Here is a 25,431-nt window from a genome sequence, read left to right on the forward strand (position 1 = left end):
AACCCTCGCTTGGCTAATGGTATGTGTGGAATTATTTCCATTTCTATTGTATATTTGTCTAGTACGCTGTACATAATGGGCTGCTTTTAAATAATTTACGTGTCGTAACGCAAATATCGGCAGCCCGTTTTTACAATTCAAAAAAAAGTTTAAATCAGTTCATTGTTAAAGTAAACATCGTATCATACATTGATCTATCCGCATACTATATAATTAGTTACCGCTACACATTATTTTTTACTTGCCCATTCTTTAATCGATTTGTTACTAAGCTCTATAGCAACCTTCTCTCTATTACCATCATTCATTTTAGATAATTCTATACAATATTTTGCTGCTTTAATAGCATTATCATACTGTTTCAATTTTGAAAGAATCACTGAATATTCCCTATAATCCCAGTAATTAGGTTTTTCTCTTAAAGAAATTGCTTGTTCCATCCATATTTTCGCTTGCTCTAAATCATAATTTCTTTCGTGATAGTTTACAGCAGCTACATGAAATTCTGTTACATTCTTATGTAACTCAGCTTTTGTATTTTCTTCTAATACTTCTTTAAAATGAAATTCAATCGGAATAGAAACATAAGTTCGCTCCCACATTATTCCTAAACTAGCAGAAGATTCTTTGATATCATCTATATTAATTGTTAAAGTTTCTACATCTCTGTTTAGCTTAAATGTAGGAACAATAGTACGAAGGGCTATTTTTTCATCGTTCCATTCTTTAGGAACTCCCCAGTTTTCTATATCTATATAAAAGAAGATTTCCCAAAACTCAATATTTGGTTTGCTATATATTGCATAAGAACCTGCTTCCAGTTTTTTTCCATCAATTTCAACAGCTTTACTAAACGTTATAGTGGTATTTTTATTAGCTCCTGTTCTCCATATTTTATCATATTCCTCAAGCTCTCCAAATATAACTCTACCTTTCATTGAAGGACGGTAATATTCTAATTTAACATCAGTAAGACCAACTCTTTGTTCTGTTTTTTGAAGAAAACTCTTTTTTGGTCTTCTTACTTGAGCAAATAAACTTATAGATATAAAACATATTAGGATGGATAAAAAAAAGGGTTTATTCATTTTATAATGATTTTTTGATTCTGATTAATGTGTCCAAATTATCTATCTAATATCCATCTATTATTCGAGAATCAACATACCAAAAGCATCTGGTACATGAAATTGAGGGGTTTTGGTCATTGTACTATTCCAACAAGCAAAAGTTGATGTTTCTGTAGCATGACTCCAATTTTTGTCTGTCTGATCAATATTAGAAATAATCCTAAACATATTTATTCTATATGTTTCATCGGGAGTAGCTTCTGGGAATTCCAATAATTTAAGTGGTAGTTTGAGATACCCTTTCCATAGATGATTTTTACTATCTTTTTCAACCATATGTATCACACCAGAAGAATTAGTTTCTATATACTCTATTTTATATTCTCTAGTTGGTTTAAAACGATTGGTAATTTTACCTAAAAACAAAGCATTATTAGGGTTAAGTTGAATCTCAAGATACTTTTCCTGCACTTCTTTACCTTTACTTATAAAAAGTTCAAATACTTCTTGATTAAACATAGAAGAATTATCCTCTGTATAGTAATTTTGATCTACTTTGGGGTTATTTCTACATTCAAACTTTATTTCTAAAAAACCCTCATCATATTTCAAGGAAACCCTTGTTTCTTCTTCTATAGGCTTACCTCCTACTGAATGATTAAAGTGTAGACTTTCTATCTCTGTAAATTTCTTTGAATTGATTTTTAGTACAGGAAGCTCTTTCTTCTTTTCTTTTTGTGTGCTTCCAATATCACGTGTAGTATTTGTTGAATTTTCTTTGCATGAGATAATTAAAAGAATAAAAGATACTACTATTATTTTTTTCATGACTAAATCTTTTATCCCCTAATTATTATTTGTCTTCAATATATAAATAATGTATCTCTATAAAATTGTTTTCATAAAAAGAAAAACCAACTATTTTTTATAAACTCCCACAGGAATACACTAGCATTACTTTTATACTCCTATGAGGTTTATTTCTACTCCTTCTTCTTAAGAACCTACTTCTGTTTTGACTACTGAAGAGTTCTTACTAGCAATCCAATCAGCTACTAATTCTTCTAAAACCGTAAGTGGTACAGCACCATTGGTCAATACGACATCATGAAACTCTCGGATATCAAACTGATCACCAAGTTCATTTTTTGCATTTTCTCGTAATTCAAGGATTTTATTCATTCCTATTTTATATGCTGTTGCCTGACTAGGCATTACAACATGGCGTTCTACCATTTTTATAGCATCACTCTCTGCATTAGGGGTATTATCTGTATAATATTTGATCCCTTCTTCTCGTGTCCATTTTTTACTATGAATTCCTGTATCTACTACCAATCGACAAGCTCTCCATAACTCCATTGCCAATCTACCAAAATCAGAATATGGGTCACTGTACATTCCTATCTCTTTTGGCAATAACTCATTATATAATCCCCAACCTTCTACGTATGCAGTATATCCCCCAAATTTTCTAAACTTAGGAATTCCTTGTAGTTCCTGAGCAATAGATAATTGCATATGATGCCCTGGTAATCCTTCGTGATATGCCAATGCTTCCATTTGATATTTTGGCATAGCTGTCATATCATATAAATTAGCATAATAAGTTCCTGATCTTGATCCATCTGGTGTACCTGGCTGATAAAAAGCTTTTCCTGCACTTTTTTCTCTAAAAGGTTCTACTGCTTTTACTACAATATCTGCTTTAGGTTTGGTAATAAAGAGTTCATCTAGTTTAGATTTCATTGTATCTATTAATGCAACTGCTTCTTTGAGATATGCCGCTTTTCCTGTCTCATCATTTGGGAAATAAAACTGTTTATCTTCTTTCATAAAAGTAAAAAAGTCTTGCAATGTCCCCTCGTATTTTACTTGCTTCATAATCGCACGCATTTCATTATGAATACGCCCTACCTCTTTCAATCCCAGTTCATGAATTTGATCTGCTGTCATATTTGTAGTGGTAGTACGTTGTAATGCAATATTATAAAAAGCATCTCCTTTAGGAAATTTCCATACTCCATCATCTGTAGTTGCGCGTTGTTGTTGTTCCTCTAATAGAACAATAAGATTAGCATATGCTGGCTTTACTCCTTCTAATAATGCTTTTTTTGCAAGAGTTTCTAATTGTTCTTTTTCGTCTTCTGAAAGTTCTAATGTTTTGATTTTATTTTTAAAATCTGCTAATAATGTACTTTCTTGATTAGATTTATCAAAAGGTTGTCCTGATATGATATTACGGCAATCATCTAACACTTTGGTAAATACAAATTTTGGAGGAAGAACTCCATTTTTTTCTCTGATCTTAAGATTTTCTACTGCTTGAGTAAACATTTCGTCAAAACCATTCAGTCTAGAAATATATGCTTCTGCATCACTCTTACTTTCTATTCTATGCATATTGATCATAAAGGCTGGCGTGTCTGCTTGTAGCCCATGCATTTGATTTACGGGATAGTTATAAAATCTATATTTAAAATCTTCTATTTCATTTTCAAGATTTTCTTTCATTAATTTATAACTCAATGCTGTAGTTTTGTCAAGCAACGTTATATCTACAGAGTCTTTTAAATAATTCAGGCGTTTTTTTGCATACTCTAAGTCTTCTGCCTCTTTTTTTGACGAGATATCATCCCATTTACTATAATCTTCGGTTTTAACTCCTAAGTATGTTTGCATCATTGGGGATCGCGCTAATTCTTCTTGAAATTGCTTTTCGAACCAATCATTTAATTTTTTAGAACGTTCTTCTATTACTTGCTTTGATACGGCAAGATCTTCTTGTTTGGGTTCTTTTACTTCTTGCTTACAAGCTGTAAAAGCAAGAAAAGAAGAAAACAATAATACACTGATTTTTGTATTGTTCATGATATTGTTTTTATTAGGGTTAATTAGTTATTTCAATACAGAAAATTCTACTGTTGAATCGTGGTATACTTTATGTGTTTGCTTTGTAAAATCAGATGGATCTGCTTTAAAAATGTTAGGTACAAAAGTTTGAGGATTCAAATCAATAAGAGGAAACCATGTACTTTGCACCTGAATCTGAATTTTATGTCCTTTTTTGAAGGTATGGTGTATATCTTGTAATTTGATATTTACATCTGTTTTTTTGTTTGCGATAAAAGGCTCTGGTTTACTAAAGTCATTTCTAAAACGTCCTCTCATCACTTCACTACGTACCATCATATGATAGTTACTCATTTTTAGATGATCTTGTGTTTCTTGAGTATCTGTAGCATCATCAGGATATACATCTACCAATTTTATTATCCAATCGGCATCGGTACCTGTTGTGGCGACTTTGAGCTTTGCCAATACTTCTCCTGATAGTGTTACATCTTCTGTAAGATCTGAAGTCTCAAATACCAACACATCTGGGCGCCTAGCTGCAAATCGTTGATCATCTGTCATGTATTTTCTAGGAGTAAATACCATTTTCACATCCTCTGAGTAAGGAACTGGCTTTTTGGGGTCACTAGTAAATTCAGAATAACCTGTTCCAGTTTTATCGGATAAGGCATCATCTTCTGATAAGTAAAATATTTTCTTTTCTACGGTTGCAGGTGGCCAACTCTCAAAAGAATTCCATTCTTTCTTACCTGTATCAAATATTTGAATTTCTGGTAATCCTGTTTTTCCGTTGGCTTCTCCTTTTAGAAAATGGTTAAAAAATGTAGTTTCCACATTTTTTTGAAAATCACGAGATAAATCATCTCCAAAATATACATTTCCAACAGCTTGTCTTTTTTTGGTTCTTGCCCAATCTCCATGGCTCCAAGGACCAAAAACCATAATATTATAGTTATCGCTCTTCTTCTCTATGTTTTCATAAGTTTCAAAAGGCCCATACAAATCTTCGGCATCAAATAATCCTCCTACAACCATTACGGCGGGTTTAATCTTTTTTAGGTGCTGAATAATTCCTCTTTTTTGCCAAAACTCATCATAATTAGGATGTTCTTTGAGTTGTGTCCAGAAGACATTATCTTCTTTATAATATTTATCTAGGTTTTGCAATGGTCCAGCATCCAGAAAAAACTGATACTGGTCTTTACTTGGTAGTTCTGTAAATTTATACCAAGGTTCTGAAACTGGTTTTGTTTTTTCATGTCCAAATAATGCTGTAACTCGCCAATAACTCAATAAATAAGCTCCATTATGATGAAAGTCATCAAAAAAGAAATCTCCTATACATGCTTGAGGAGATACTGCTTTTAATGCTGGATGTGAATCTAATAATGAATATGTTGAATAGAAACCTGGGTATGAAATTCCCCATATCCCAACTCTACCATTGGTATTGGCAACATTTTTTACCAACCAATCTATTGTATCATATGTATCACTGGCTTCATCAAATTGCTTTCCTTTTTTATTAGGAATATATGCTCTCATATTATCATATACTCCTTCACTCATCCAGCGACCTCGTACATCTTGGTATACCACAATATTACCTTCTTTCATAAGAAATTCATTAGGGCCAACTTTTGACCGGAATTTATCTTTTCCATATGGTTTAGAACTATATGGTGTACGTTGCATTAAAATAGGGTATTCTTTGGTGGTATCCTTTGGAGAATATATGGTTGTATGAAGCTTAACTCCATCTCTCATCACAATACCAACTTCTTGTTTTGTATAATGTTCTTTTACATCATAGGGTTTTGTTTCTTGAGGGAATCCTGTATTACAAGAAAGAAAAACAAGAGCCCCTAAAAGAATAAATCTTACTGATCGCATTGATTATAATTTAGTTTAGCGATCAATATAAAAAAATGTAATATGAGCATAATATTTTTAAGGAGATTTTAACAACTTTTTACATAGCAAAATCTTTTACTCTTTATTATGAGGCATATTTATTTTTTAAAATTTTTCAACCCAGTTTTTAACCACTCTAAGTACTCATTAGTATCTGGAGTGTATGCTGTAGTATAATTAAGTAAATTCATATCTGTATCTAATAACACATAATATGGTTGTGAGTTGTTTTGAAAATTCAAGGTCTGAAAAGTTGCCCATTTATCACCTATTGTTCTAATACTCTTAACTCTCCCATCTGGTTTAAGGAACTCAAACTGATCCTTTTCTGACAATGCTTTACGATCATCTACATATAAGGAGATTAATACATATTTATTTTTAAGTATTTCTATAATTTCGGGATAGCTCCATACTTGTTCCTCCATTTTACGACAGTTTACGCAAGCCCATCCTGTAAAATCAATCATTATAGGTTTATTTTGTGCCTTGGCTGCTTTTACTCCTTCTTCAAAATCAGTATATGCATTTAACCCCAATGGGCCATGTGCTTCTTTTTCATAGATACTATAAAATAACGGGGGTGGAAAACCACTAAGTAGTTTTAAGTTTGCATACGCTGTATTGGTAAGCCCAGGAACTAGGTAAATAACAAAGGCTAAAGTAATCACTCCTAAGGTTTTTCTTGCTGTACTCAGCTTTTGTATTGGACTATCATGTGGAAAACGTATTTTACCAAAAAGATACAATGTCAACCCAATACCAATAATAATCCAGATTGCAATAAATATTTCACGTTTTAGAATTCCCCAGTGTTCTACCAAATCTGCATTGGATAAAAACTTAAATGCAAGAGCTAGCTCTATAAACCCTAAAACTACTTTTACAGAATTCAACCAACCTCCACTTTTTGGTAATGAGTTTAGCCAATTAGGGAATAAAGCAAATAATGCAAATGGCAATGCGAGTGCCAATCCAAAGCCTCCCATTCCAAAACTTAATTGCATTGCTCCCCCATCACTACTTAACGATCCTCCTAATAAAGAACCTAAGATAGGTCCTGTACATGAGAAAGATACCAAGGCTAATGTCAATGCCATAAAGAAGATTCCTATTACTCCTCCTATACTAGTAGCTTTACTATCTAGTTTGGTGCTCCAGGATGCTGGTAGTGTAATTTCAAAATACCCAAAAAAGGAGATTGCAAATACTATAAAGATTATAAAGAAAACAATATTGAGGGTTACATTGGTAGAAATGTTATTGAGTATCTCTGGATCTAATGAATCTAATACATGAAAAGGCAAGCTTAATAATACATAGATGACAAAAATAAAAACACCATATAGTATTGCATTAAACAATCCTTTTTTACGATCTCTGGCTCCTTTGGTAAAAAAAGACACTGTAAGAGGGATCATAGGGAATACACAAGGGGTAAGTAATGCTATGAGTCCTCCTAAAAACCCTAAGGCAAAAATGGTAAAAAAGCCTTTCTCTTCTACTTCTTCAGAAGGAAAAGTGTCTTTTCCTTTTATAGCTACATATAATGCTTCTGATTTCTGTTTATCTTCTGCTGTAATACTAGAAAGGTCTCCTTTATTTTCTACAGCTTTTCCTGATAGGTTAATGATAAAATCTACTGTCTCTGGAGCGAGACATTTCTCATCATCACAAACAGAAAAAAACACTTCTGCTTTAACCTCTTTCAGGTTGTTATCAATACGTTTTATTTTTTGAGTAAATGTAACTTTATCTTCAAAGTACTTTACATTCATCTCAAATATATTGTCGAATTTTTCTATCCCTTTGGGTTCTATTGTTTCTCCTATAAGTATATATGTTTCTGGTGTAGTATTATATGTAAACTCTGTAGGTGTAGGGGCTATCTCATCTCCTTGAGCTTCCTTTTGTGAATATAAGTGCCACCCTTTATCTAAGGTTGCCTCAAAAGATAATGTATACACATCTTCTGTTTCATTTTGAACACTAGCTTTCCATTTAACTGGATCCAGCGTTTGAGAAAAAAGAGAGTTAGAAAATAATATTGTGGTTAGTAATAATATAAAATATCGCATCAGCTTATTGTAATTTTTAGTACTTGTTTTGTTTGGGGTATTATCTTGAATCTGTTGTCTGCTCTATAATTTATAATCCATACAATATCATCGCCAGAGCATAATAACCAGATTCTTTCTTTGGCCAGCAAGGATAATTTTTCATCTTTAAAAAATTTACTCAATTTTTTCTTACCTCGCATTCCCAGTGGATAAAAATAGTCGCCTTCTTTCCATTTTCTTACAATCAATGGGTATTTTAACTTTTCTTTATCTACATATATTGTTTTGAGATCAATATCTAAAATACCTTCTACCTCTTTAAACTTGAGTGTTCCTGAGGGAATCATCAACATACGTTCTTCTTCTCGTATACTATAGGTGCGATCAGTTCTTCTTTCTGTCACAGGGCGTATCAATAAATACTCTCGGTCTTTTACTAAACGATGTGTCCCCGAAAAGATTTGTTTTCCTGACTGTGCAGTAAGCATGTGTTCTATATCACCCCAAGCAGTGAAGTTATACTCTTTTAACAAAAAATACAGACTTGCTTTTGGATTTTCATATGTATTTAATCTATTTATAGAAACTTGAATCGTTTCATTATCTACAGTTTCAAATAGCTCTTTTTTAAGATAGGAAGTCTGACTTTTTATAAACTCATTACTTTGCTTTATATATGACAAAGTGGTATTAAAATTTTGTAAAAACTGAGGCGTAATTGATTTCAAATCAGGGATTACATCGATTCTAAGTTTATTTCTCAGATATTTAGTACTCTTATTACTACTATCTTCTCGCCATTGTAGTTTATTTTTTTTGGCAAATTCTAAAAGTGCATCTCTTGTAAAGGGAAGTAATGGTCTAACAAAAGTATCATTTACTTCTGGAATTCCCATTAATCCTTCTATGCCCGTGCCTCTAGAAAGGTTGATTAAAAAAGTTTCTAAATTATCATCTGCATGATGTGCTGTAAAAATATAATCGTATTGATGGGTTATTTCTAATTCTTTAAACCAAGAATATCGTAATTCTCTTGCCGCCATTTGTATAGATTGCTGGTGCTTCTGCGCATAGTTTTCTGTATCAAAACTAGTTCTATAAATTGGTGATTTAAACTCATTGGCCAAGTGAATAACAAATTGCTCATCTTCATCACTTTCTTCTCCTCTCAGACCAAAATTACAATGCGCCAGACCAAACTGTAATTTCAAGAGGTGGCATAACTTGGTTAATACAACACTGTCTAGTCCTCCACTACAGGCTATCAATAACTTGCTTCCCTCAAGAAAAGAAAGTTTAGTGGCAATATGATCTTTAAATTCTTGTAACAATTTAGATTTTGTATGGTATTATTTTCATTTTTCAAATATACAATTTTGAATTGCTATCACAACCCACAACAAAAATCATCATTAACCATTGATTATCAAGTTTTTAACACTAATTACGATTTGTTTTCATTATTTTTAGAAAACAACTCATAAATGGCTGATAGATGAACAGGGTAGACGACTTACAAGACTTTTATGGTACAGATGATCAAAAAGAATTTAGCAAGAAATTATTATCTATTGTACCCCACTTACATCCTTATGTAAAACATAGATTATATATTGCAGAAAGCATTGGTATTTTACCTCAAAACATGTATTGTTCTAATGGAATTATTGATGATGCAATCGTAAAACTACATCACGATAAATTTGATCCATATATCGATACTTTATCGCTAGAATTACAGCTTTTTAAAATTACAGATGAGCTTATCGATGATTTATATATTCATGAGGGTTGGCATCAGAATAATATAAGCACTAGTCATTTTCTCAAGGAAGAACTAGAAAAACTTGAAGAAAACTATACTGTAGAGGCAGATAATGATCTCATTATGAAAGAAGATTTAGATGATATTTGCTATCACCAAAATCAAGGAAAAAAACAAAATTTTATTTATGATGACAGAGACTCAGAGATTCTTAAAATTATAGAATCAGAACCTTCTTCTGATCATAAAAAACAAAAGTTACTCGGTAAGTTTTATAGTTGGCTCCCGATAGAAACTTCTAAAATCATTGATCTATTTGTTTTTGGTAAATTAAACTTTGAAGAAATAGCAACTATCAAAGAAATAACCGCACAAGAGGTCAAAGAGATTATTATTAATGTTAGGAAAAGTTTTAGAAAAAACCTTATTTAATCCTTAACAGGCTCTTTTTTTTGATACTGTTTTGACCCCTATAAAACAAGAGTAATCTTTTAAATTTGGATTATTAATTATGCTACTCTATTTTTCATTAAAATTAAGTGTTTGTCTTTGTTCCATTTTTCCATAGGAGTTATTCTTCCCAATAGTCCATGATGCCTTACGTTGTTATAGAAAACCACATATCTTTTTAGTATTTGTTGAATCTCTCCAAATGTTCTATACTCAAATCGTTGAAAGACTTCTTTTTTAAGTATTCCATGATAAGCTTCTACGATACCAATCTCTTCCGAAGTAGCTAGTATTTCTAACTTCTGGTCTAAAGTCCATTTCTTGTATTTCATATCTCAAATGTATTAGTTTGAAATTTAAAAGAACACTCCGAACTTATTGGGGGCTAAACTAGATACATCTTCATTAATTATGAAAGGACTAGTCTTATTTCTTTCGGCTTTTTCAATTTATTATTTTTCTATTTTTATAAAAAGGAATCTTATTTATAAAGAGGTGATTTCATCTAATAACCCTTACAGCATATGCACTGTTTTTGGGGTAAAGACATTTCACTACAAACAGGGTAAGGTATATATGCATGGCTATCTAACTTAGCATTATCATAAATACTAACCAAATTTACCTCTAAATTATACCATAATAATATGGAAACATCTTCTCAGTCAAAAAATATCTCAATACCATCCTTCCCAAAGAACATTATAGTAAGGTCACTCTATATTCTTACTATAGCATCACTACTACTTGTAATATATGGAAATAAAAATATCAATGTTACTCATAAACAAACCAAACAAGCGATAAAGAATACTATTTATCCTACTAATAATCAGCTAGATAAAGCTCCGTGTATTACCTCTGCAGATAGACAGGTCTTGATTAAACTATTTGAGGCTAATCCAGAAAGTAAATTAAAATGGAACCTACAGGATAAAACTATGGATAGCTGGAAAGGAGTTACCCATATCAAAGGGAAGGTTATCAAATTAAATTTAAAAAGTAGTAACATAACAAATATTCCACCTGAAATAAGGGAGCTTAAAAGCTTAGAAGAACTCCATTTACCATTTAACAAACTCAAAAAAATACCTTCTGCAATAGGTAACTTAGACAATCTAACTGTTCTAAATCTATCATTTAACAATCTCAAAAATATTCCTTCCGAAATAGGATATCTGGATAAATTAAATTATTTGAACATCGCTAAAAACGAATTGAGTAAGCTTCCATTAGAAATAGGAAATCTAAAAAAGTTGACGTATCTAAATACCACCATAAATAACCTAAACACAATTCCCGCAAGTATTGGAAATTTGCAACAATTAATTTATTTAAATATTTCCCAAAACAACCTTAATAGCATTCCTGCAGAAATAGGGAATTTAAATAAACTAGAAGAGATCAATCTACAAACCAATAAATTAAAAAGAATACCATCAACAATAGGAAAAATAAGCTCCTTGACAACTTTACATATCAATGATAATCAACTAAACAATCTCCCAAGAGAAATAGGGGAATTACAAGAATTAACTACTTTATTACTGAATAACAATAAAATAAAAAATATTCCTATAGAAATTAAGAAGTTAAAAAAACTAACAAAATTATCTATTGATAAAAACAGTCTTATCAATATACCTATTGAAATTGGTAAACTAAACAACTTACAAGAACTATCCCTACAAAATAACAACCTGACTACTATTCCTAAGGAAATAGGAAATCTAGATAATCTGGCAACATTACTTTTAAATAAAAACAAACTCAGTGATGTTCCTTCTGAAATCGAAGGTTTAAAACATCTAAAAAAACTGAATTTACAAAGTAATAATTTAAAAAGTATTCCTAAAGAAATAGGGAATTTATACAATGTAGAATATTTATATCTCAATGATAACCGACTAAAAAATATTCCTCAAACCATAGGAGGTTTAACCAAATTAATGGTATTAAATATTCGTAATAACAAATTCATCACTATCCCAGCAATTATATGCAACTTAAGCAGAAATACAAGCACAATGGTATATAAGAATTTTGAAACTAATTGCCTATAAAGCATAAAATACTAACGTATTGAAACATACACCTAAACTTTGGTTGATTTCCCTGTGTTTTTTTAACTTATTTTTAATACTGAATCGTGTATCATTTAATGCCAATCGGTACTTCTTATCACAAAAAAAAACTACTTTTAGCTTTATAAAAACAATTACTATAAAAACAATCAAAAAAATATTTGAACACCTTGTATCTATTCCTGATTCTGAATGGAGAATGATTGCTCAATATTTTACCGTACAAGAAATTCCAAATAAAGGGTTTCTTTTACAAGAAGGGCAAATAGCGCGAGAAACTTTTTTTATAAAAAAAGGGTGTTGCAGATCTTTTTATAATTTTGATGGTGTAGAAAAAAACATTAGTTTTTCTAGAGAAAATAGTTGGCAAACTGATATCGATAGTTTTTTTAACCACAAACCTTCTACTTCTTATATTCAAGCTATTGAACCCTCTACTGTACTTGGGTTAACCTATGTAAATAAAAAAAAACTCTTTGCCTATCATCAGGGGTTTGAATCATATTTTAGGATTTTGGCAGAAAAAAAAGTAACTTTCTTATTAGAAATAATGGGTAAACGTAACAATTTGGGTGCTAAAGAACGATTTATTGCATTAAAGAAACGACAACCTTGGGTTTTTCAACGCGTTCCTCAATATCATATCGCTTCCTTTTTAGGAATCAGCCCTACATCATTTAGCCTAATACAAAAAGAAATTTCACAAACAGAGTAAAAAACATGAACTGCAACAAAAAGGATTGTCTTTGCTATCCTTGTAAGAATTATAAAAGACAGAATTACTGATGCATATTCATATATTCTAGGACTGCTCAACAGTACTAACAAAAGCTCATATAATCTAAAAATCAAGAATCTATATATAACCAAAGGGAAGTTTAAAAACTTCCCTTTGGTTGAGAATAATACCTACATATTTATTTAATAAATACTTTTTGAGTAATTATTTCTTTTGTAGTTTTTATTTGCAAGAAATAGGTTCCTGTCAATAAACCACTTACATCAAACTGTCCTTTAAACATTCCATCAGGAGAAGTTTTTAACAACTGTGTTTTTAATACTCTTCCACTAACATCTTTTAACTCAATACGATTAGAGCTTACATTCATCATATTGATTTCAATATTTAATATTTCTGTTACAGGATTAGGGTAGACTTTAAAATAAAAATATTTTCTCCTTAAGTTCAGATCAGAACCTGAGTCAAATATTGTAGATTTATTTGCACTACAAGCTTCTAAATAGTCCCATGAAGAAGTTGTTTTTACCCACAATCCTCCCTGAAAAACTACTTTATCTCCAGGTTGATATTGTACTGAATTACTCCATTGGGCAACACCATCACAAGGATTTCCTCCTGAACTACAGTTACCAGAAGAAGAATACGTTGTTTGATTACATACTATAGAAAAGTTATCTACGATATCTCCAGTAGACTTTTTCTTAGCTTCCCAAATACCTCCAACTGTAGTATTGGTAGTAAAATTTCCTCCAGCATTTACAGTTCCTCTCAGGGTATTATTTTGATAATATTCTAAAACACAATCTGTAGTATTGCTAAACGTTACAGACACTGAATCTCCATCAGAACATCCTCCTACATTTCCTAGGTTTTTTATGGCCTTTTTTATATTTGGTAATGGTCCTATATGACCTCCGCTTCCTTGAGCTACTCCAGTAGACATAAGGAGGTCTCTCATTTCTCTAGGAGTAATAAGTTTTCCTAATTTTTCTTTTGCATACGATTGTATACATGCCACTGCACTTGTCACAATCGGGGTAGCAGAACTTGTTCCGCTGAAAGTAGCAGTATATTCTTTTTTATAATCATTATCATAGGTTACATTACCATATCCTGTTGTAAAAACATTATGCCCCCATCCCTGAACATTTACTCGTTGTCCATAGGTACTAAAACCTAATTTATTATGTGCACTATTGGATGTTCCTGCACCAACAATAATACTCCCGTTGTCACCTCTATTTCTATACGCACTATATGGTGATGAATCTAAATTAGCAGATCCATTTCCTGCCGCTGCTACCACAATAACACCTACATCTGTAGCTGCTTTTACAGCATCCCATACAGATTGTGTTATATCTGCTGGTACATACTTACCTTCAGGTCCGCCTATTTGCATTTCTAATACAATAACATCGCCCGCCTGCGAGTTTTGTGTTGCTTTTATTATTGCTACAGCTCGCCCTTGAATTTCACTATATACTCTTCCTACTGCCTTAGGAGCAGTACCTTTAATTCCTAAATTATTATCCTCATCTCCTACCAGAATTCCCATAACGGCAATACCATGATCCTCAGAAATATTAGCATCATGAGACGTACCATAAGCAATATCCTGATTCACAAATTCTTCGTGATCAAGTTTTCCCCAACTATATTCTATATCAGAAATTTTTACTCCTTGTCCCATAGCCCCTAGTGACCATGCATAATCAACATCTATTCCTGGGTTAGATTTCCTATACCCTTGTCTATTCGTCAAATCAGGAGTTGCATAAGTAAAAAAACCTGGAGGGGGCGGCATTTTTACTGGTTCGAGAGAGCAATATTCTACCGCATTAAGTTTTTCTAATTCTTTTCCTAATTTCAACAAATAATACTTGTCTTGATTCTTAGTATTCACTTCACATAAACCTGCAAAATCCAGAATATTAAACCCTTTTTCATCGGTTTGCTTACGTTGTGATGATTTTTTTGCACGTTGCTTTTCCTCTGCTGTAAGGTTAATCAAAGGAGTAAATGTTAAATCTGATAAATTTTTTGTTGTTTTTAGGGATAAAGAATGATTCAAAAATTGTACTTCTCCGTTTTCTACAATAGGCTCTGTATTAGAGCGAAACTTGATAATGAGTTTATACTCATCTACCTCATCCAAAACATAAAGTTGTCCTTTTAAACCATCTTTCTTTTTTACACCATTACTACTTTGGGCATAAAAAAAACTTGCCAATAAGAGACAAATAACTGAGCTAATAATTTTTTTCATAATTAATTGAGTTTGTTTTATTTAATTATCTCTAAATTAGATAATTAAACTACTCATTATTATAAAAATAAGAGTTTTTAACTCTTATTATAATTTTATTAAGAAGCTTGATTACTATCCTATAATTTTTTGTTAATACAGTATATATTAAATTGATTAGAAAGTTAGAACTCTACAGACAATTAGAATTGAAATTTTATGTATACTCTCATAAATATCTTAGCCAATACTTTCTAGCACTTCTCTCATTGCTTTGGCTTTTATCAGGCATTCTTCATATTCTTTATCTGGATCAGATTTAGCTGTTATTGCTCCTCCTACTGTATATGAGATATAACGTTTTTCTTGATTGTACAAAATACTCCTGATTACAACATTAAAATCAAAATCATCATTAGGTGTAAAATACCCAACTGCCCCACTGTACAAGCCTCGTTTTGAAGATTCCAGGCTTTCTATAATTTTCATAGCAGAAATTTTAGGAGCACCAGTCATACTTCCCATAGGAAAAGTCGTTTTGATCACATCTACAGGAGAAATAGCAGGATCAACCTCTGAAACAATTGTAGATATCATTTGATGCACTTGCTTAAAAGAATATACCTTACACAGATCCTCTACAATCACAGATCCTTTTTTTGCCGTTCTTGACAAATCATTACGTACCAAATCTACTATCATTATATTCTCTGATCTCTCTTTAGAATCAGTACTTAGATCAGAAGCAAATTGCTTATCTTCTTTTACATCCAGAGATCTTTTGGCAGTACCTTTGATAGGTTGTGAGATAATTTTTTGCCCTTCTTTTCGTAAATAACGTTCTGGTGAAGCTGACAATAAATAACAATCTTCTATTTTTAAAAAAGTAGCAAAAGGAGGTGTAGAAATTTCATTTAGATGGTGATAGGTTTGTAATGGGTCAATACAACTATCTTTTGCAAAAAATTCTTGACAAAAATTAGCTTCATATATATCTCCATGATGAATATGAACCAACATCTCGTTCACTTTTTCCTTATACTCATCTTTGGTTATTTTAAGGCTTATCTTCACGTTACCACAAGATGAATCTGTATCATTATCCCCTTTGATAGTTATGATTTCGTGATAATCCCTTTTGATTTCATCATCCACCATTCTCAAATAATGTACTTCAAGAATATTTCCTTTGAGTAAAAAAATCTTTTTGGGTTGAAAAAAATACAAATCAGGAAAATTGAGTTCATCAGAATTTTCTGACACTAGATTTTCTGTATCGTTCTTAAGATCATAAGAAAGATATCCAAAAATCCAATCTGATGTAGATTCTTGATATTCTTTTAATTGATCAAAAGCATTATAATGATCTGTTTTTATAGCTGTAAAGGCTTCTACAGCTAATATAGCATCATAACTAGAGTACTGCTGCGTATATGTATTAGAATCTAACCAGATTACTTCATCAAACTGCTGCGCCCAACGTAATAATCTAGTTTTGAATTCTAAAGGTTTTTTTATAATAAATTGTTCTGTACTACGCACTTGATCTTTACTTAAATTTGATGCGCAAAAGTACTAATCACTTCATTCAATCCTAATGAAAGTGTCTCATCTGTTACCTCATTTGATTCGGCAGAAAAGTTATCATAAAACGAAGGAAAGCTAAAGCTTTCTACAATCTCGGCTCCAAATCTAGGTAATACATTTTTTGCAAATTCTAATGCGCCTACTCCACCTCTTTGTCCAGGAGAAGTACTCATTAATAATACTTTTTTTCCTTCAAGAAAATTACGATCAACTCTAGATAACCAATCAATTATATTCTTAAAAAAAGCACTCCAGCTACCATTATGCTCATTTACAGAAATAATTAAAGCATCCGCATCTGTGATGTCTTGTTTTAACCCCATAGCCATCCCAGGAAAACCGTTGTTCTTCTCTTCATCTTCACTATACATCGGCATTGTGTAATTAGTAAGATTAATTACTCTTGTATTATGGTCTTTTATCTCAGAAGCAACAAATTCTACAAGTTTATGATTGATAGACGTACTATTGTTAGAGCCTGCAAAGGCAAGAATTTTTTTCATAGCTATATAATTTAAACGGGTAAAAGTAACCAAAATGTTTACAGTCCCAAAATAAGACTACCTTTGTAACATCAAAAAAAAACAAATCAATTGACTTTTCGAGATTTAAACCTAAGTACACCTCTTTTTAATGCCCTTGACGATCTGGGGTTTGATACTCCTACTCCGATTCAAGAACAAGCATTTTCCCCTGTAATGTCTGGTAAAGATGTTGTTGGTATAGCCCAAACTGGTACTGGTAAAACGTATGGATATATGCTTCCTATTTTGCGAATGCTCAAATACTCTGTCCAACAAAATCCAAGAGTGTTAATACTAGTTCCTACTCGTGAACTTGTAGTACAAGTAGTTGATGAAATTGAAAAGCTCTCCACATATATTAATGTACGTATAACAGGTGTATATGGTGGTACAAATATCAATACCCAAAAACAGGTTGTTTCACAAGGATTAGATATTATTGTAGCTACACCTGGTCGTTTATATGATTTGGCAGTTAGCAGAGTATTACAATTGAAATCTATACAGAAATTGGTTATTGATGAAGTAGATGTAATGCTTGATTTAGGGTTTAGACATCAACTTATGAATATTTTTGATATTCTTCCAGAGCATCGTCAAAATATTATGTTTTCTGCTACCATGACAGATGAAGTAGATCAAATGATTTCTGAAACCTTTGTCGTTCCTCATAAAATATCTGTTGCCAAAAGTGGAACTCCTCTTGAGAACATTAAACAATATGGCTATAAAGTTCCTAATTTTTATACAAAAGTTAATCTATTAGAAAACTTACTCTCGGATAAAGAAACATATCATAAAACATTAATTTTTGTAGGCTACAAGAAAATTGCTGATCGATTGTTTGAGCAATTAGAAAAAAAATACGCTGATGAGATTTGCATTATTCACTCTAACAAAACTCAAAACTATAGACTTAGAAGTATAGAGCAATTCAGAAAAGGAGAAAACCGAATCCTTATTGCTACAGATGTTATGGCTCGTGGATTAGATATAGAAAATGTAAGTCAAGTAATCAATCTGGACACCCCTGAGTACCCAGAAAATTATATGCACCGTATTGGTCGAACAGGGCGTGCAGAAAAAGAAGGGGTTTCTTTTGTCCTTACTACCCAAAAAGAACAAGAATATCTTGATGCCATCGAGAATTTGATGGATATGAGAATCGAGCAACTTGATCTACCTAATGAAGTAGAAATTTCTGATCTACTTACTCCAGAGGAACAACCTATCGTCAAAGAAATCAATAATCCACATAAACGTCCTAATGACGAAACCGGAGCTTCCTTTCATGAAAAGAAAGAAAAAAATAAAAAGGTAAATTTAGGTGGTTCATATCAACGTGAAATCAAAAAGAAATATAAAAAACCAAAGACCAAGGGAGATAAAACATATAATTTAAAAAATAAGAAGCGAAAGAAATAATACCAATTTATTTTCTTGATGGCGTATAATTAAATTGAACTAATCTTTCCTAGGTTAAGGCAAAATATGTTAGTATGCTTTAGTTATGGTAACATATTTTAACAAAAAAAATGAGAAAAAGAAACTAATTGATGCGTCATTAGAAAGTTAAGTTAGTATAATATATACTTAAAATTATTTCTCTAATGATTCTATATTTATTCGAATAAAACATATAATTTTTTATGGATTTAAATCTTGCAGTGTTAATTGATGGTGATAATATTCCATCTACTTATGTAAAAGAAATGATGGAAGAAATTGCCAAATATGGCAATCCAACCATAAAAAGAATTTATGGAGACTGGACTAAACCAGATCTTACAAAGTGGAAGAAAATTCTTTTAGAAAATGCAATAACTCCTATCCAACAATACGGATATACTAAAGGTAAAAATGCAACAGATTCTGCTATGATAATCGATGCTATGGATATTCTATATTCAGAAAAAGTCGATGGTTTTTGTCTTGTATCTAGTGATAGTGATTTTACTCGTTTAGCTACAAGACTTAGAGAAGCTGGAATGAAAGTTTTTGGGATTGGAGAGAAAAAAACTCCTAACCCATTTATAGTTGCTTGCGATAAATTTATTTACCTGGAAATCTTGAAACATGAAGCAGAAGAAAATGAATCTGACACTACAGAGAATAAACCTGTAGCAAAAAGTAACGTAGATAAAATAACTTCAAAGGATATAAAACTAATTTCATATACTATATCTGATATTGCAGATGATGAAGGTTGGGCTTTTCTTGGAGATGTAGGTAGTCTTTTACAAAAAAAGCAACCAAATTTTGATTCTAGAAATTATGGTTTCCAAAAATTAACTCCTTTGATTCAATCTATTAAACATTTTGAAATTGAACAGCGTGAAGCTATAAAGGGGAAATCAAAATTAATATATGTACGAAATAAAACAAGTGTAAAAAAATAATAAAAATACTCTTATCTCAATATGGCTTCAATTTTTGCTCATGGATTTATCGCCTATGCCCTTGGTAAGAGTTTTTCAAAAGAAATACATACCAAAAAAATATGGATACTAGGTATATTATGTTCTATTATTCCTGATGCAGATGTTATTGGTTTTAAATTTGGTATTGCTTATGAAAGTTTTTGGGGGCATCGAGGGTTTTCTCATTCACTACTTTTTGCTTTACTTCTTGGTATATGTATCACTCTTATATTTTATAACAAAAAGATATTTACAAAAGCTGGGATTGCATTAATTTTATATTTTGGTATATGCACAGCTTCTCATGGTATTCTAGATGCTATGACTACTGGAGGGTTAGGAGTTGCATTCTTCTCTCCTTTTGATGATATACGCTACTTCTTACCTTGGCGTCCAATTCAGGTTTCACCTATTGGTGCTATTAAGTTTTTTAGCGTTTGGGGAGTTAAGGTATTATTAAGTGAATTAATTTGGATTGCCATACCAGCAACTATGTATATTTTAGCTACTAATTATGTCAGAAAACAGAAAATACAATCGCTCAAAAATAGTTAAAGTCTCAATTAAACTACTTTTAGGGTTAGCAGGCTTACTTTGTTTTATCTCATGTAACCAGATTTACACCCCTGAAACTTTTAATATTTCTAAAGAAATTCAAATTACAAAACTTAACAAAAATAGTTATATTCATACATCATACTTAAATACCGAAAGTTTTGGTAAAGTACCCTGTAATGGTATGATTATAATTGATGCTAATGAAGCTTTGATATTTGATACTCCAACCAATGATTCTGTATCTTCTATATTAATAAACTGGATTCAGAAAGATTTAAAATCTGAGATTGTAGGAGTTGTGGCAACACATTTCCACGCTGATTGCTTAGGAGGGTTAGATGAGTTTCATAAAAGAGATATCCCATCATATGCAAGCCATAAAACAATACACCTAGCACAAACTAAAAACAGAATCACTCCTCAAAATGGTTTTGATACTCATCGTGAATTAAAAGTAGGAAACAAAAAAATTATAAATACGTTTTATGGAGAAGGCCATACTGCTGATAATATTATAAGTTATTTTCCTGATGAAAAAATATTATTTGGTGGGTGTTTGATTAAGTCAAAAGGAGCTAAAAAAGGAAACCTTGAAGATGCAAATACAAATGAGTGGTCACATACTGTATCTAAAATCAAAGAAGACCACCCTGAAGTAAACATTGTAATCCCAGGTCATGGAGCTTAATGGCGGAAAAGAATTATTAGAGTATACCATTGCTCTATTTCAAATCAATAATTAATAATGAGAGAATTTCAAAATACAAGTACACCCAAAAACAAAAAGAAGTCAAAGGTTTCTATGATAAAAGCCTTTAAGACTATTATTTGGCCTAGAAGAAGCCTAGTTTTTATTGGTCTTGTTCTAATCATCTTTAATAGAATTGCAGGGCTTATCTTACCTTGGAAAAGTAAAACTTTATTAGATGATGTCGTTCCTAGTAAAGATATGGGACAATTGTATGAATTACTACTTATTGTAGGAATAGCAATTCTTATACAAGCTACTACCTCTTTTTTATTAACCCGAATATTAAGTGTTCAAGCTCAATATCTAATCTCTGAACTTAGAGCACAAGTGCAGAAAAAAGTGCTTTCGCTACCTATTAGTTTCTTTGACAACACAAAATCTGGTTCTTTGGTATCTAGAATTATGAGTGATGTAGAAGGGGTTAGGAATTTGATCGGTACTGGATTAGTGCAAATGGTAGGGGGTATTTTTACAGCAATTATCTCGGTTGGTATTCTTATCAGTATCAATCCTTGGATGACATTATTTGTGTTGGTTCCAGTTACATTGTTTGGATTGGTAGCCCTTAAAGCTTTCAAATATATTCGTCCGATTTTTAGAATTAGAGGAGAAATTAATGCTCAGGTAAAAGGGCGATTAACTGAGACATTAGCTGGTGTTCGAGTTATAAAAGGGTTTGGTGCAGAAGAGCAAGAAAGTAAAATATTTGAGAAAGGTGTTGATCGTTTATTTCAAAATGTAAAAAAAAGCCTTACTGCTACTGCTCTAATGACTAGTTCCTCTACTTTTTTATTAGCAGGAATTGCTTCTACTGGTATAATGGGGATTGGTGGATATTACATGATGGAGGGAAGTATGACTCCTGGCCAATTTTTGTCTTTTACCATGTACCTCGCATTTATGATTGCTCCTATTGTACAAATGAGTAATATAGGAAGTCAACTTACCGAGGCATTAGCTGGATTAGATCGCACAGAGGAATTAATGAATATGACTCCAGAAGAAGAGATCGAGGATAGAACGATAGTGCTTGAAGATATAAAAGGAGATATTATCTTTGATAATGTTTCTTTTGCTTATGAAGAAGGAAAAGATGTACTACATAATATTAATTTTAGGGCAGCTTCTGGATCTGTAACTGCTCTGGTGGGTAGTTCTGGTTCTGGAAAATCTACTATTGCAGGATTATCAGCTACTTTTTTAAACCCTAAATCGGGGCTTATCACTATTGATAATCATGATATGTCTAAAGTAAAACTAAACAGTTTTCGTCGTAATCTGGGAGTTGTCTTACAGGATGAATTCTTGTTTGAAGGCTCTATCCGACAGAATATATTATTTCCAAGGCCTAATGCTGGCGAAGAACAATTGCAAAGAGCTGTTCAAGCTGCATATGTAAACGAGTTTACAGATCGTTTTGATGATGGATTAGATACATTGATTGGAGAACGTGGTGTAAAATTATCTGGAGGGCAACGACAACGAATCGCGATTGCTAGAGCTATTCTGGCAGATCCAAAAATTATAATACTTGATGAGGCAACCTCTAACCTAGACACAGAAAGCGAAGCTCTGATACAAAAAAGTCTTAATGAACTAATGAAAGGCAGAACTACTTTTGTTATTGCTCATAGACTTAGTACTATCAAAAAGGCAGATCAAATTTTGGTTATAGAATCAGGAAAAATTGCAGAACGTGGCACACACGATGAGTTAATCGCCTCAGAAGGAAGATACTTTGATTTATACACCTATCAGGCTAGGATTTAGTACACATTACAGTATATGATTATTGATTGATCATAAAACTATACTATACAAATATCCCCTATAAATGTATGCATTTATAGGGGATATTTTAATTATATATTGTTTGCTTTTACCAAGCAATGATATTACACATGCAATGCTCTATTATCTGTAGCTGCTAATGCTGCTTCTTTTACAGCTTCTGTAAATGTAGGATGCGCATGAGACATACGAGAAATATCTTCTGCAGATGCTCTGAACTCCATCGCAGTAACAGCTTCGGCTATCAAATCCGCACAACGTGCTCCTATCATATGTACCCCTAATACCTCATCTGTAGTCTCATCTGCAAGTATTTTCACAAACCCGTCTAAATCTCCACTAGCACGAGATCTCCCTAATGCTCTAAACGGAAATTGTCCTGATTTATATTTTACTCCTGCTTCTTTAAGCTCTTCTTCTGTCTTACCAACTGCTGCTACTTCTGGCCAAGTATATACTACTCCTGGAATTAGGTTATAATCAATATGCGGTTTTTGCCCAGCCAGTGTTTCTGCAACAAATACTCCTTCTTCTTCTGCTTTATGAGCCAACATTGCTCCTTTGATTACATCACCAATTGCATAAATATTAGAAGCACTTGTTTGTAAATGATCATTTACCTCTACTTGCCCTCTATCATTAAGTTTTACTCCCGCAGCTTCTGTATTTAATCCATCTGTATATGGTCTACGGCCAACAGATACCAAGCAATAATCCCCTTTGAACTCAACTGGGTTTCCTTTTTTATCATCTGCAGTAATAGTAACTTCTTTTGCAGAAGCTTCTACACTCGTTACTTTATGAGATGTATAAAATTTTACTCCTTGTTTTTTCATTGCTTTTTGTAGCTCTCTAGATAATCCCTTATCCATTCCTGGAATAATTCTATCCATATATTCTACTACAGAAACCTGAGCACCAAGACGACGGTATACTTGTCCTAGTTCTAATCCGATAACCCCTCCTCCTATTACAACTAGGTGTTTTGGAATTTCTTTTAGTTTAAGTGCTTCAGTAGATGTGATTACTCTCTTTTTATCAATTTTAATAAAAGGAAGAGTAGATGGTTTTGATCCTGTAGCAATAATGGTATTTTTTGCTTCAATCGTATCTACAGTTCCATCAGCTTTTGTAACATTAATATGAGTAGCATCCTTAAAAGCTCCTAGACCTTCAAAAACATCTATCTTATTTTTTTTCATCAAAAAACTAACACCATCACAGGTCTGATCAACTACAGTCTGTTTACGTGCAATCATTTTGTCTAAATTGATTTTTACATCTCCTGGAATTTCAATCCCATGATCTGCAAAATGCTTTACGGCATGCTCATAATGATGAGAAGAATCTAATAATGCTTTACTTGGGATACACCCAACGTTAAGGCATGTTCCTCCTAGTGTTTTATATTTTTCGATTATTGCGGTTTTCATTCCTAGCTGTGCGCATCGAATAGCGGCCACATATCCACCAGGTCCAGAGCCTATAACGGCTACATCATATGTACTCATAATAAATTATTATGTTGTGTATTAAGATTGAAAAAACAAAGTTAAAAGTATTAGCATAATAATGATAGTAATTAAAGAATAATTATAATCATTATTCCTAAAAAAGCTAAAAACACTTCTTTACAGTATCTTATTATTGAAATTATCTTTGAATTTCTCAAACTTATTTTAAACATCTCAAAAATTCTTATTCTATTCATTTTTTATATTTCAATATAGATTCAATAAGAAGCCATCTTACAATGATATTACTTTGTAAAATAATAATTTGTCTTTACAGCATAGTGATCCGATAGATCTTCGTTATTTTTTATAAACCGTAGCACCTTCATCTCAGGAATGTAAATAGGCTGTTTATGTTCTTTATCTATTAAAATATAATCTAATGTATCATTATAATCAGGATATTGATCCTGAACCAATGAATTCGTATTAGAATATGTTCCCATATCAACAGAAGGATCAAATTGATAAGATATGGTAGCATTTAATATAGTTTGCATGCTATCATATGTATTTTCATTGGTATATTCAACATTCATATCTCCTGCATAAAATAAAGGCTCTGATAGAGGAATTTGAAAACTATTTACCCATTTTTTTATCTCCTTTAATTGATTTAATCTCACTGTGGTTCCATCATAATTATCATGATCTGCTTGTAGATGAGTTCCTACAATATGATACCTTTTATTATTTTTTTCTATTTCTACATATACTGCTCCTTTATTTGAATAATAATCTGGAGTCCCATAACCTGAAGCATTAAAAATATATTGATGCTTATTCAATATTGGATATTTACTAAAAACTCTTACTCCTCCGTTTACAACCAAAGGACTATTTGAGCAATTGCCACCCATTGAATTCCAATAGTTACTTTGATTACAATATAACCCTACTAATACAGTGCTGTAAGGATAATCATCGTGTAGTTGATTAAATAAATGTGCGCTCTAGTTTATAATTTCTATTATTCGTATCTTTAATTCATGGATTTAGAAAAGATAAAAGTTGAAATAGGTAAGTTATCCATTGAAGATCAGGCTTTATTGGCGGCAGAACTTGAGAAATTGACTTTGAAAGGAAGTCCCGCAGTT

19 protein-coding genes and 1 pseudogene are annotated in these 25,431 nt (G+C 31.9%); 8 read left to right on the forward strand and 12 right to left on the reverse strand.

The features are described from left to right. Window positions 1–230 precede the first annotated feature (230 nt). The 6 genes from CVD18_RS15385 to tilS form a co-directional block, all read right to left on the reverse strand. Entirely contained in the window at window positions 231–1,088 is an 858-nt protein-coding gene (locus CVD18_RS15385; RefSeq protein WP_103866327.1) for a DUF2911 domain-containing protein, read from the reverse strand. 60 nt (window positions 1,089–1,148) lie between these two features. Beyond that, window positions 1,149–1,898, reverse strand: a complete 750-nt coding sequence (locus tag CVD18_RS15390; RefSeq protein WP_103866328.1) for a carbohydrate-binding family 9-like protein — start codon at window positions 1,896–1,898, stop codon at window positions 1,149–1,151. A 168-nt stretch (window positions 1,899–2,066) separates the two neighbouring features. Beyond that, on the reverse strand, window positions 2,067–3,941 hold the full coding sequence (locus tag CVD18_RS15395; RefSeq protein WP_103866329.1) for a DUF885 family protein: 1,875 nt from the start codon (window positions 3,939–3,941) through the stop codon (window positions 2,067–2,069). A gap of 27 nt (window positions 3,942–3,968) precedes the next feature. Then, window positions 3,969–5,819 (reverse strand): CocE/NonD family hydrolase, encoded by a 1,851-nt coding sequence (locus tag CVD18_RS15400; RefSeq protein WP_103866330.1) that lies wholly within the window; start codon window positions 5,817–5,819, stop codon window positions 3,969–3,971. Between the two features lie 119 nt (window positions 5,820–5,938). Then, window positions 5,939–7,918: a thioredoxin family protein gene (locus CVD18_RS15405; RefSeq protein ID WP_103866331.1), complete on the reverse strand. Its 1,980-nt coding sequence runs from the start codon at window positions 7,916–7,918 to the stop codon at window positions 5,939–5,941. Further along, window positions 7,918–9,231: a tRNA lysidine(34) synthetase TilS gene (gene tilS / locus CVD18_RS15410; RefSeq protein WP_103866332.1), complete on the reverse strand. Its 1,314-nt coding sequence runs from the start codon at window positions 9,229–9,231 to the stop codon at window positions 7,918–7,920. The genes CVD18_RS15405 and tilS overlap by 1 nt, the downstream gene beginning before the upstream one ends. A 164-nt stretch (window positions 9,232–9,395) precedes the next feature. Between tilS and CVD18_RS15415 the strand changes: the two genes are divergently transcribed. After that, a complete protein-coding gene (locus CVD18_RS15415) occupies window positions 9,396–10,097 on the forward strand; it encodes a hypothetical protein (RefSeq protein ID WP_103866333.1) in 702 nt (233 codons plus the stop codon). Between the two features lie 77 nt (window positions 10,098–10,174). Here the strand turns inward: CVD18_RS15415 and CVD18_RS15420 are convergent, their stop codons facing one another. Next, on the reverse strand, window positions 10,175–10,447 hold the full coding sequence (locus CVD18_RS15420) for an IS3 family transposase (protein WP_233194562.1): 273 nt from the start codon (window positions 10,445–10,447) through the stop codon (window positions 10,175–10,177). Between the two features lie 315 nt (window positions 10,448–10,762). Between CVD18_RS15420 and CVD18_RS15425 the strand changes: the two genes are divergently transcribed. Beyond that, the gene (locus tag CVD18_RS15425) at window positions 10,763–12,178 is read left to right on the forward strand and encodes a leucine-rich repeat domain-containing protein (protein WP_103866334.1); all 1,416 of its coding nucleotides are present in this window, start codon (window positions 10,763–10,765) and stop codon (window positions 12,176–12,178) included. 19 nt (window positions 12,179–12,197) lie between these two features. Beyond that, a complete protein-coding gene (locus tag CVD18_RS15430; protein ID WP_103866335.1) occupies window positions 12,198–12,914 on the forward strand; it encodes a Crp/Fnr family transcriptional regulator in 717 nt (238 codons plus the stop codon). 202 nt (window positions 12,915–13,116) lie between these two features. Here CVD18_RS15430 and CVD18_RS15435 read toward each other — a convergent pair whose 3' ends face one another. The 3 genes from CVD18_RS15435 to CVD18_RS15445 all read right to left on the reverse strand — a co-directional run bounded on the left by CVD18_RS15435 (window position 13,117) and on the right by CVD18_RS15445 (window position 17,279). Next, window positions 13,117–15,210 carry a S8 family serine peptidase gene (locus CVD18_RS15435; RefSeq protein WP_103866336.1) on the reverse strand — a complete coding sequence of 698 codons (2,094 nt, stop codon included), beginning with the start codon at window positions 15,208–15,210 and terminating at the stop codon, window positions 13,117–13,119. A gap of 219 nt (window positions 15,211–15,429) precedes the next feature. After that, complete coding sequence (gene pabB / locus CVD18_RS15440; protein ID WP_103866337.1) at window positions 15,430–16,731, reverse strand: aminodeoxychorismate synthase component I; 1,302 nt, start codon at window positions 16,729–16,731, stop codon at window positions 15,430–15,432. Window positions 16,732–16,742: 11 nt separating this feature from the next. Next, on the reverse strand, window positions 16,743–17,279 hold the full coding sequence (locus tag CVD18_RS15445) for an NADPH-dependent FMN reductase (RefSeq protein ID WP_103866338.1): 537 nt from the start codon (window positions 17,277–17,279) through the stop codon (window positions 16,743–16,745). A 90-nt stretch (window positions 17,280–17,369) separates the two neighbouring features. On the opposite strand from CVD18_RS15445, the gene CVD18_RS15450 reads away from it, so the two are divergent. From CVD18_RS15450 to CVD18_RS15470, 5 genes and pseudogenes are all read left to right on the forward strand, one after another. Further along, complete coding sequence (locus CVD18_RS15450; protein WP_103866339.1) at window positions 17,370–18,725, forward strand: DEAD/DEAH box helicase; 1,356 nt, start codon at window positions 17,370–17,372, stop codon at window positions 18,723–18,725. 224 nt (window positions 18,726–18,949) lie between these two features. Then, on the forward strand, window positions 18,950–19,699 hold the full coding sequence (locus tag CVD18_RS15455) for an NYN domain-containing protein (protein WP_103866340.1): 750 nt from the start codon (window positions 18,950–18,952) through the stop codon (window positions 19,697–19,699). A gap of 21 nt (window positions 19,700–19,720) precedes the next feature. Further along, window positions 19,721–20,275 (forward strand): metal-dependent hydrolase, encoded by a 555-nt coding sequence (locus CVD18_RS15460; RefSeq protein WP_103866341.1) that lies wholly within the window; start codon window positions 19,721–19,723, stop codon window positions 20,273–20,275. Then, window positions 20,235–21,021, forward strand: a pseudogene (bla, locus tag CVD18_RS15465) (subclass B1 metallo-beta-lactamase). The gene CVD18_RS15460 and the pseudogene bla overlap by 41 nt, the downstream one beginning before the upstream one ends. A 2-nt stretch (window positions 21,022–21,023) precedes the next feature. Next, complete coding sequence (locus CVD18_RS15470; protein WP_103866343.1) at window positions 21,024–22,799, forward strand: ABC transporter ATP-binding protein; 1,776 nt, start codon at window positions 21,024–21,026, stop codon at window positions 22,797–22,799. A gap of 125 nt (window positions 22,800–22,924) precedes the next feature. Here CVD18_RS15470 and lpdA read toward each other — a convergent pair whose 3' ends face one another. Both lpdA and CVD18_RS15480 read right to left on the reverse strand, forming a co-directional pair. Beyond that, the gene (lpdA, locus tag CVD18_RS15475; protein ID WP_103866344.1) at window positions 22,925–24,331 is read right to left on the reverse strand and encodes a dihydrolipoyl dehydrogenase; all 1,407 of its coding nucleotides are present in this window, start codon (window positions 24,329–24,331) and stop codon (window positions 22,925–22,927) included. Between the two features lie 248 nt (window positions 24,332–24,579). After that, window positions 24,580–25,194: a sphingomyelin phosphodiesterase gene (locus CVD18_RS15480; RefSeq protein WP_103866345.1), complete on the reverse strand. Its 615-nt coding sequence runs from the start codon at window positions 25,192–25,194 to the stop codon at window positions 24,580–24,582. Window positions 25,195–25,431 lie beyond the last annotated feature (237 nt).

It is taken from the genome of Aquimarina sp. I32.4 (assembly GCF_002924285.1).
GTDB lineage: Bacteria > Bacteroidota > Bacteroidia > Flavobacteriales > Flavobacteriaceae > Aquimarina.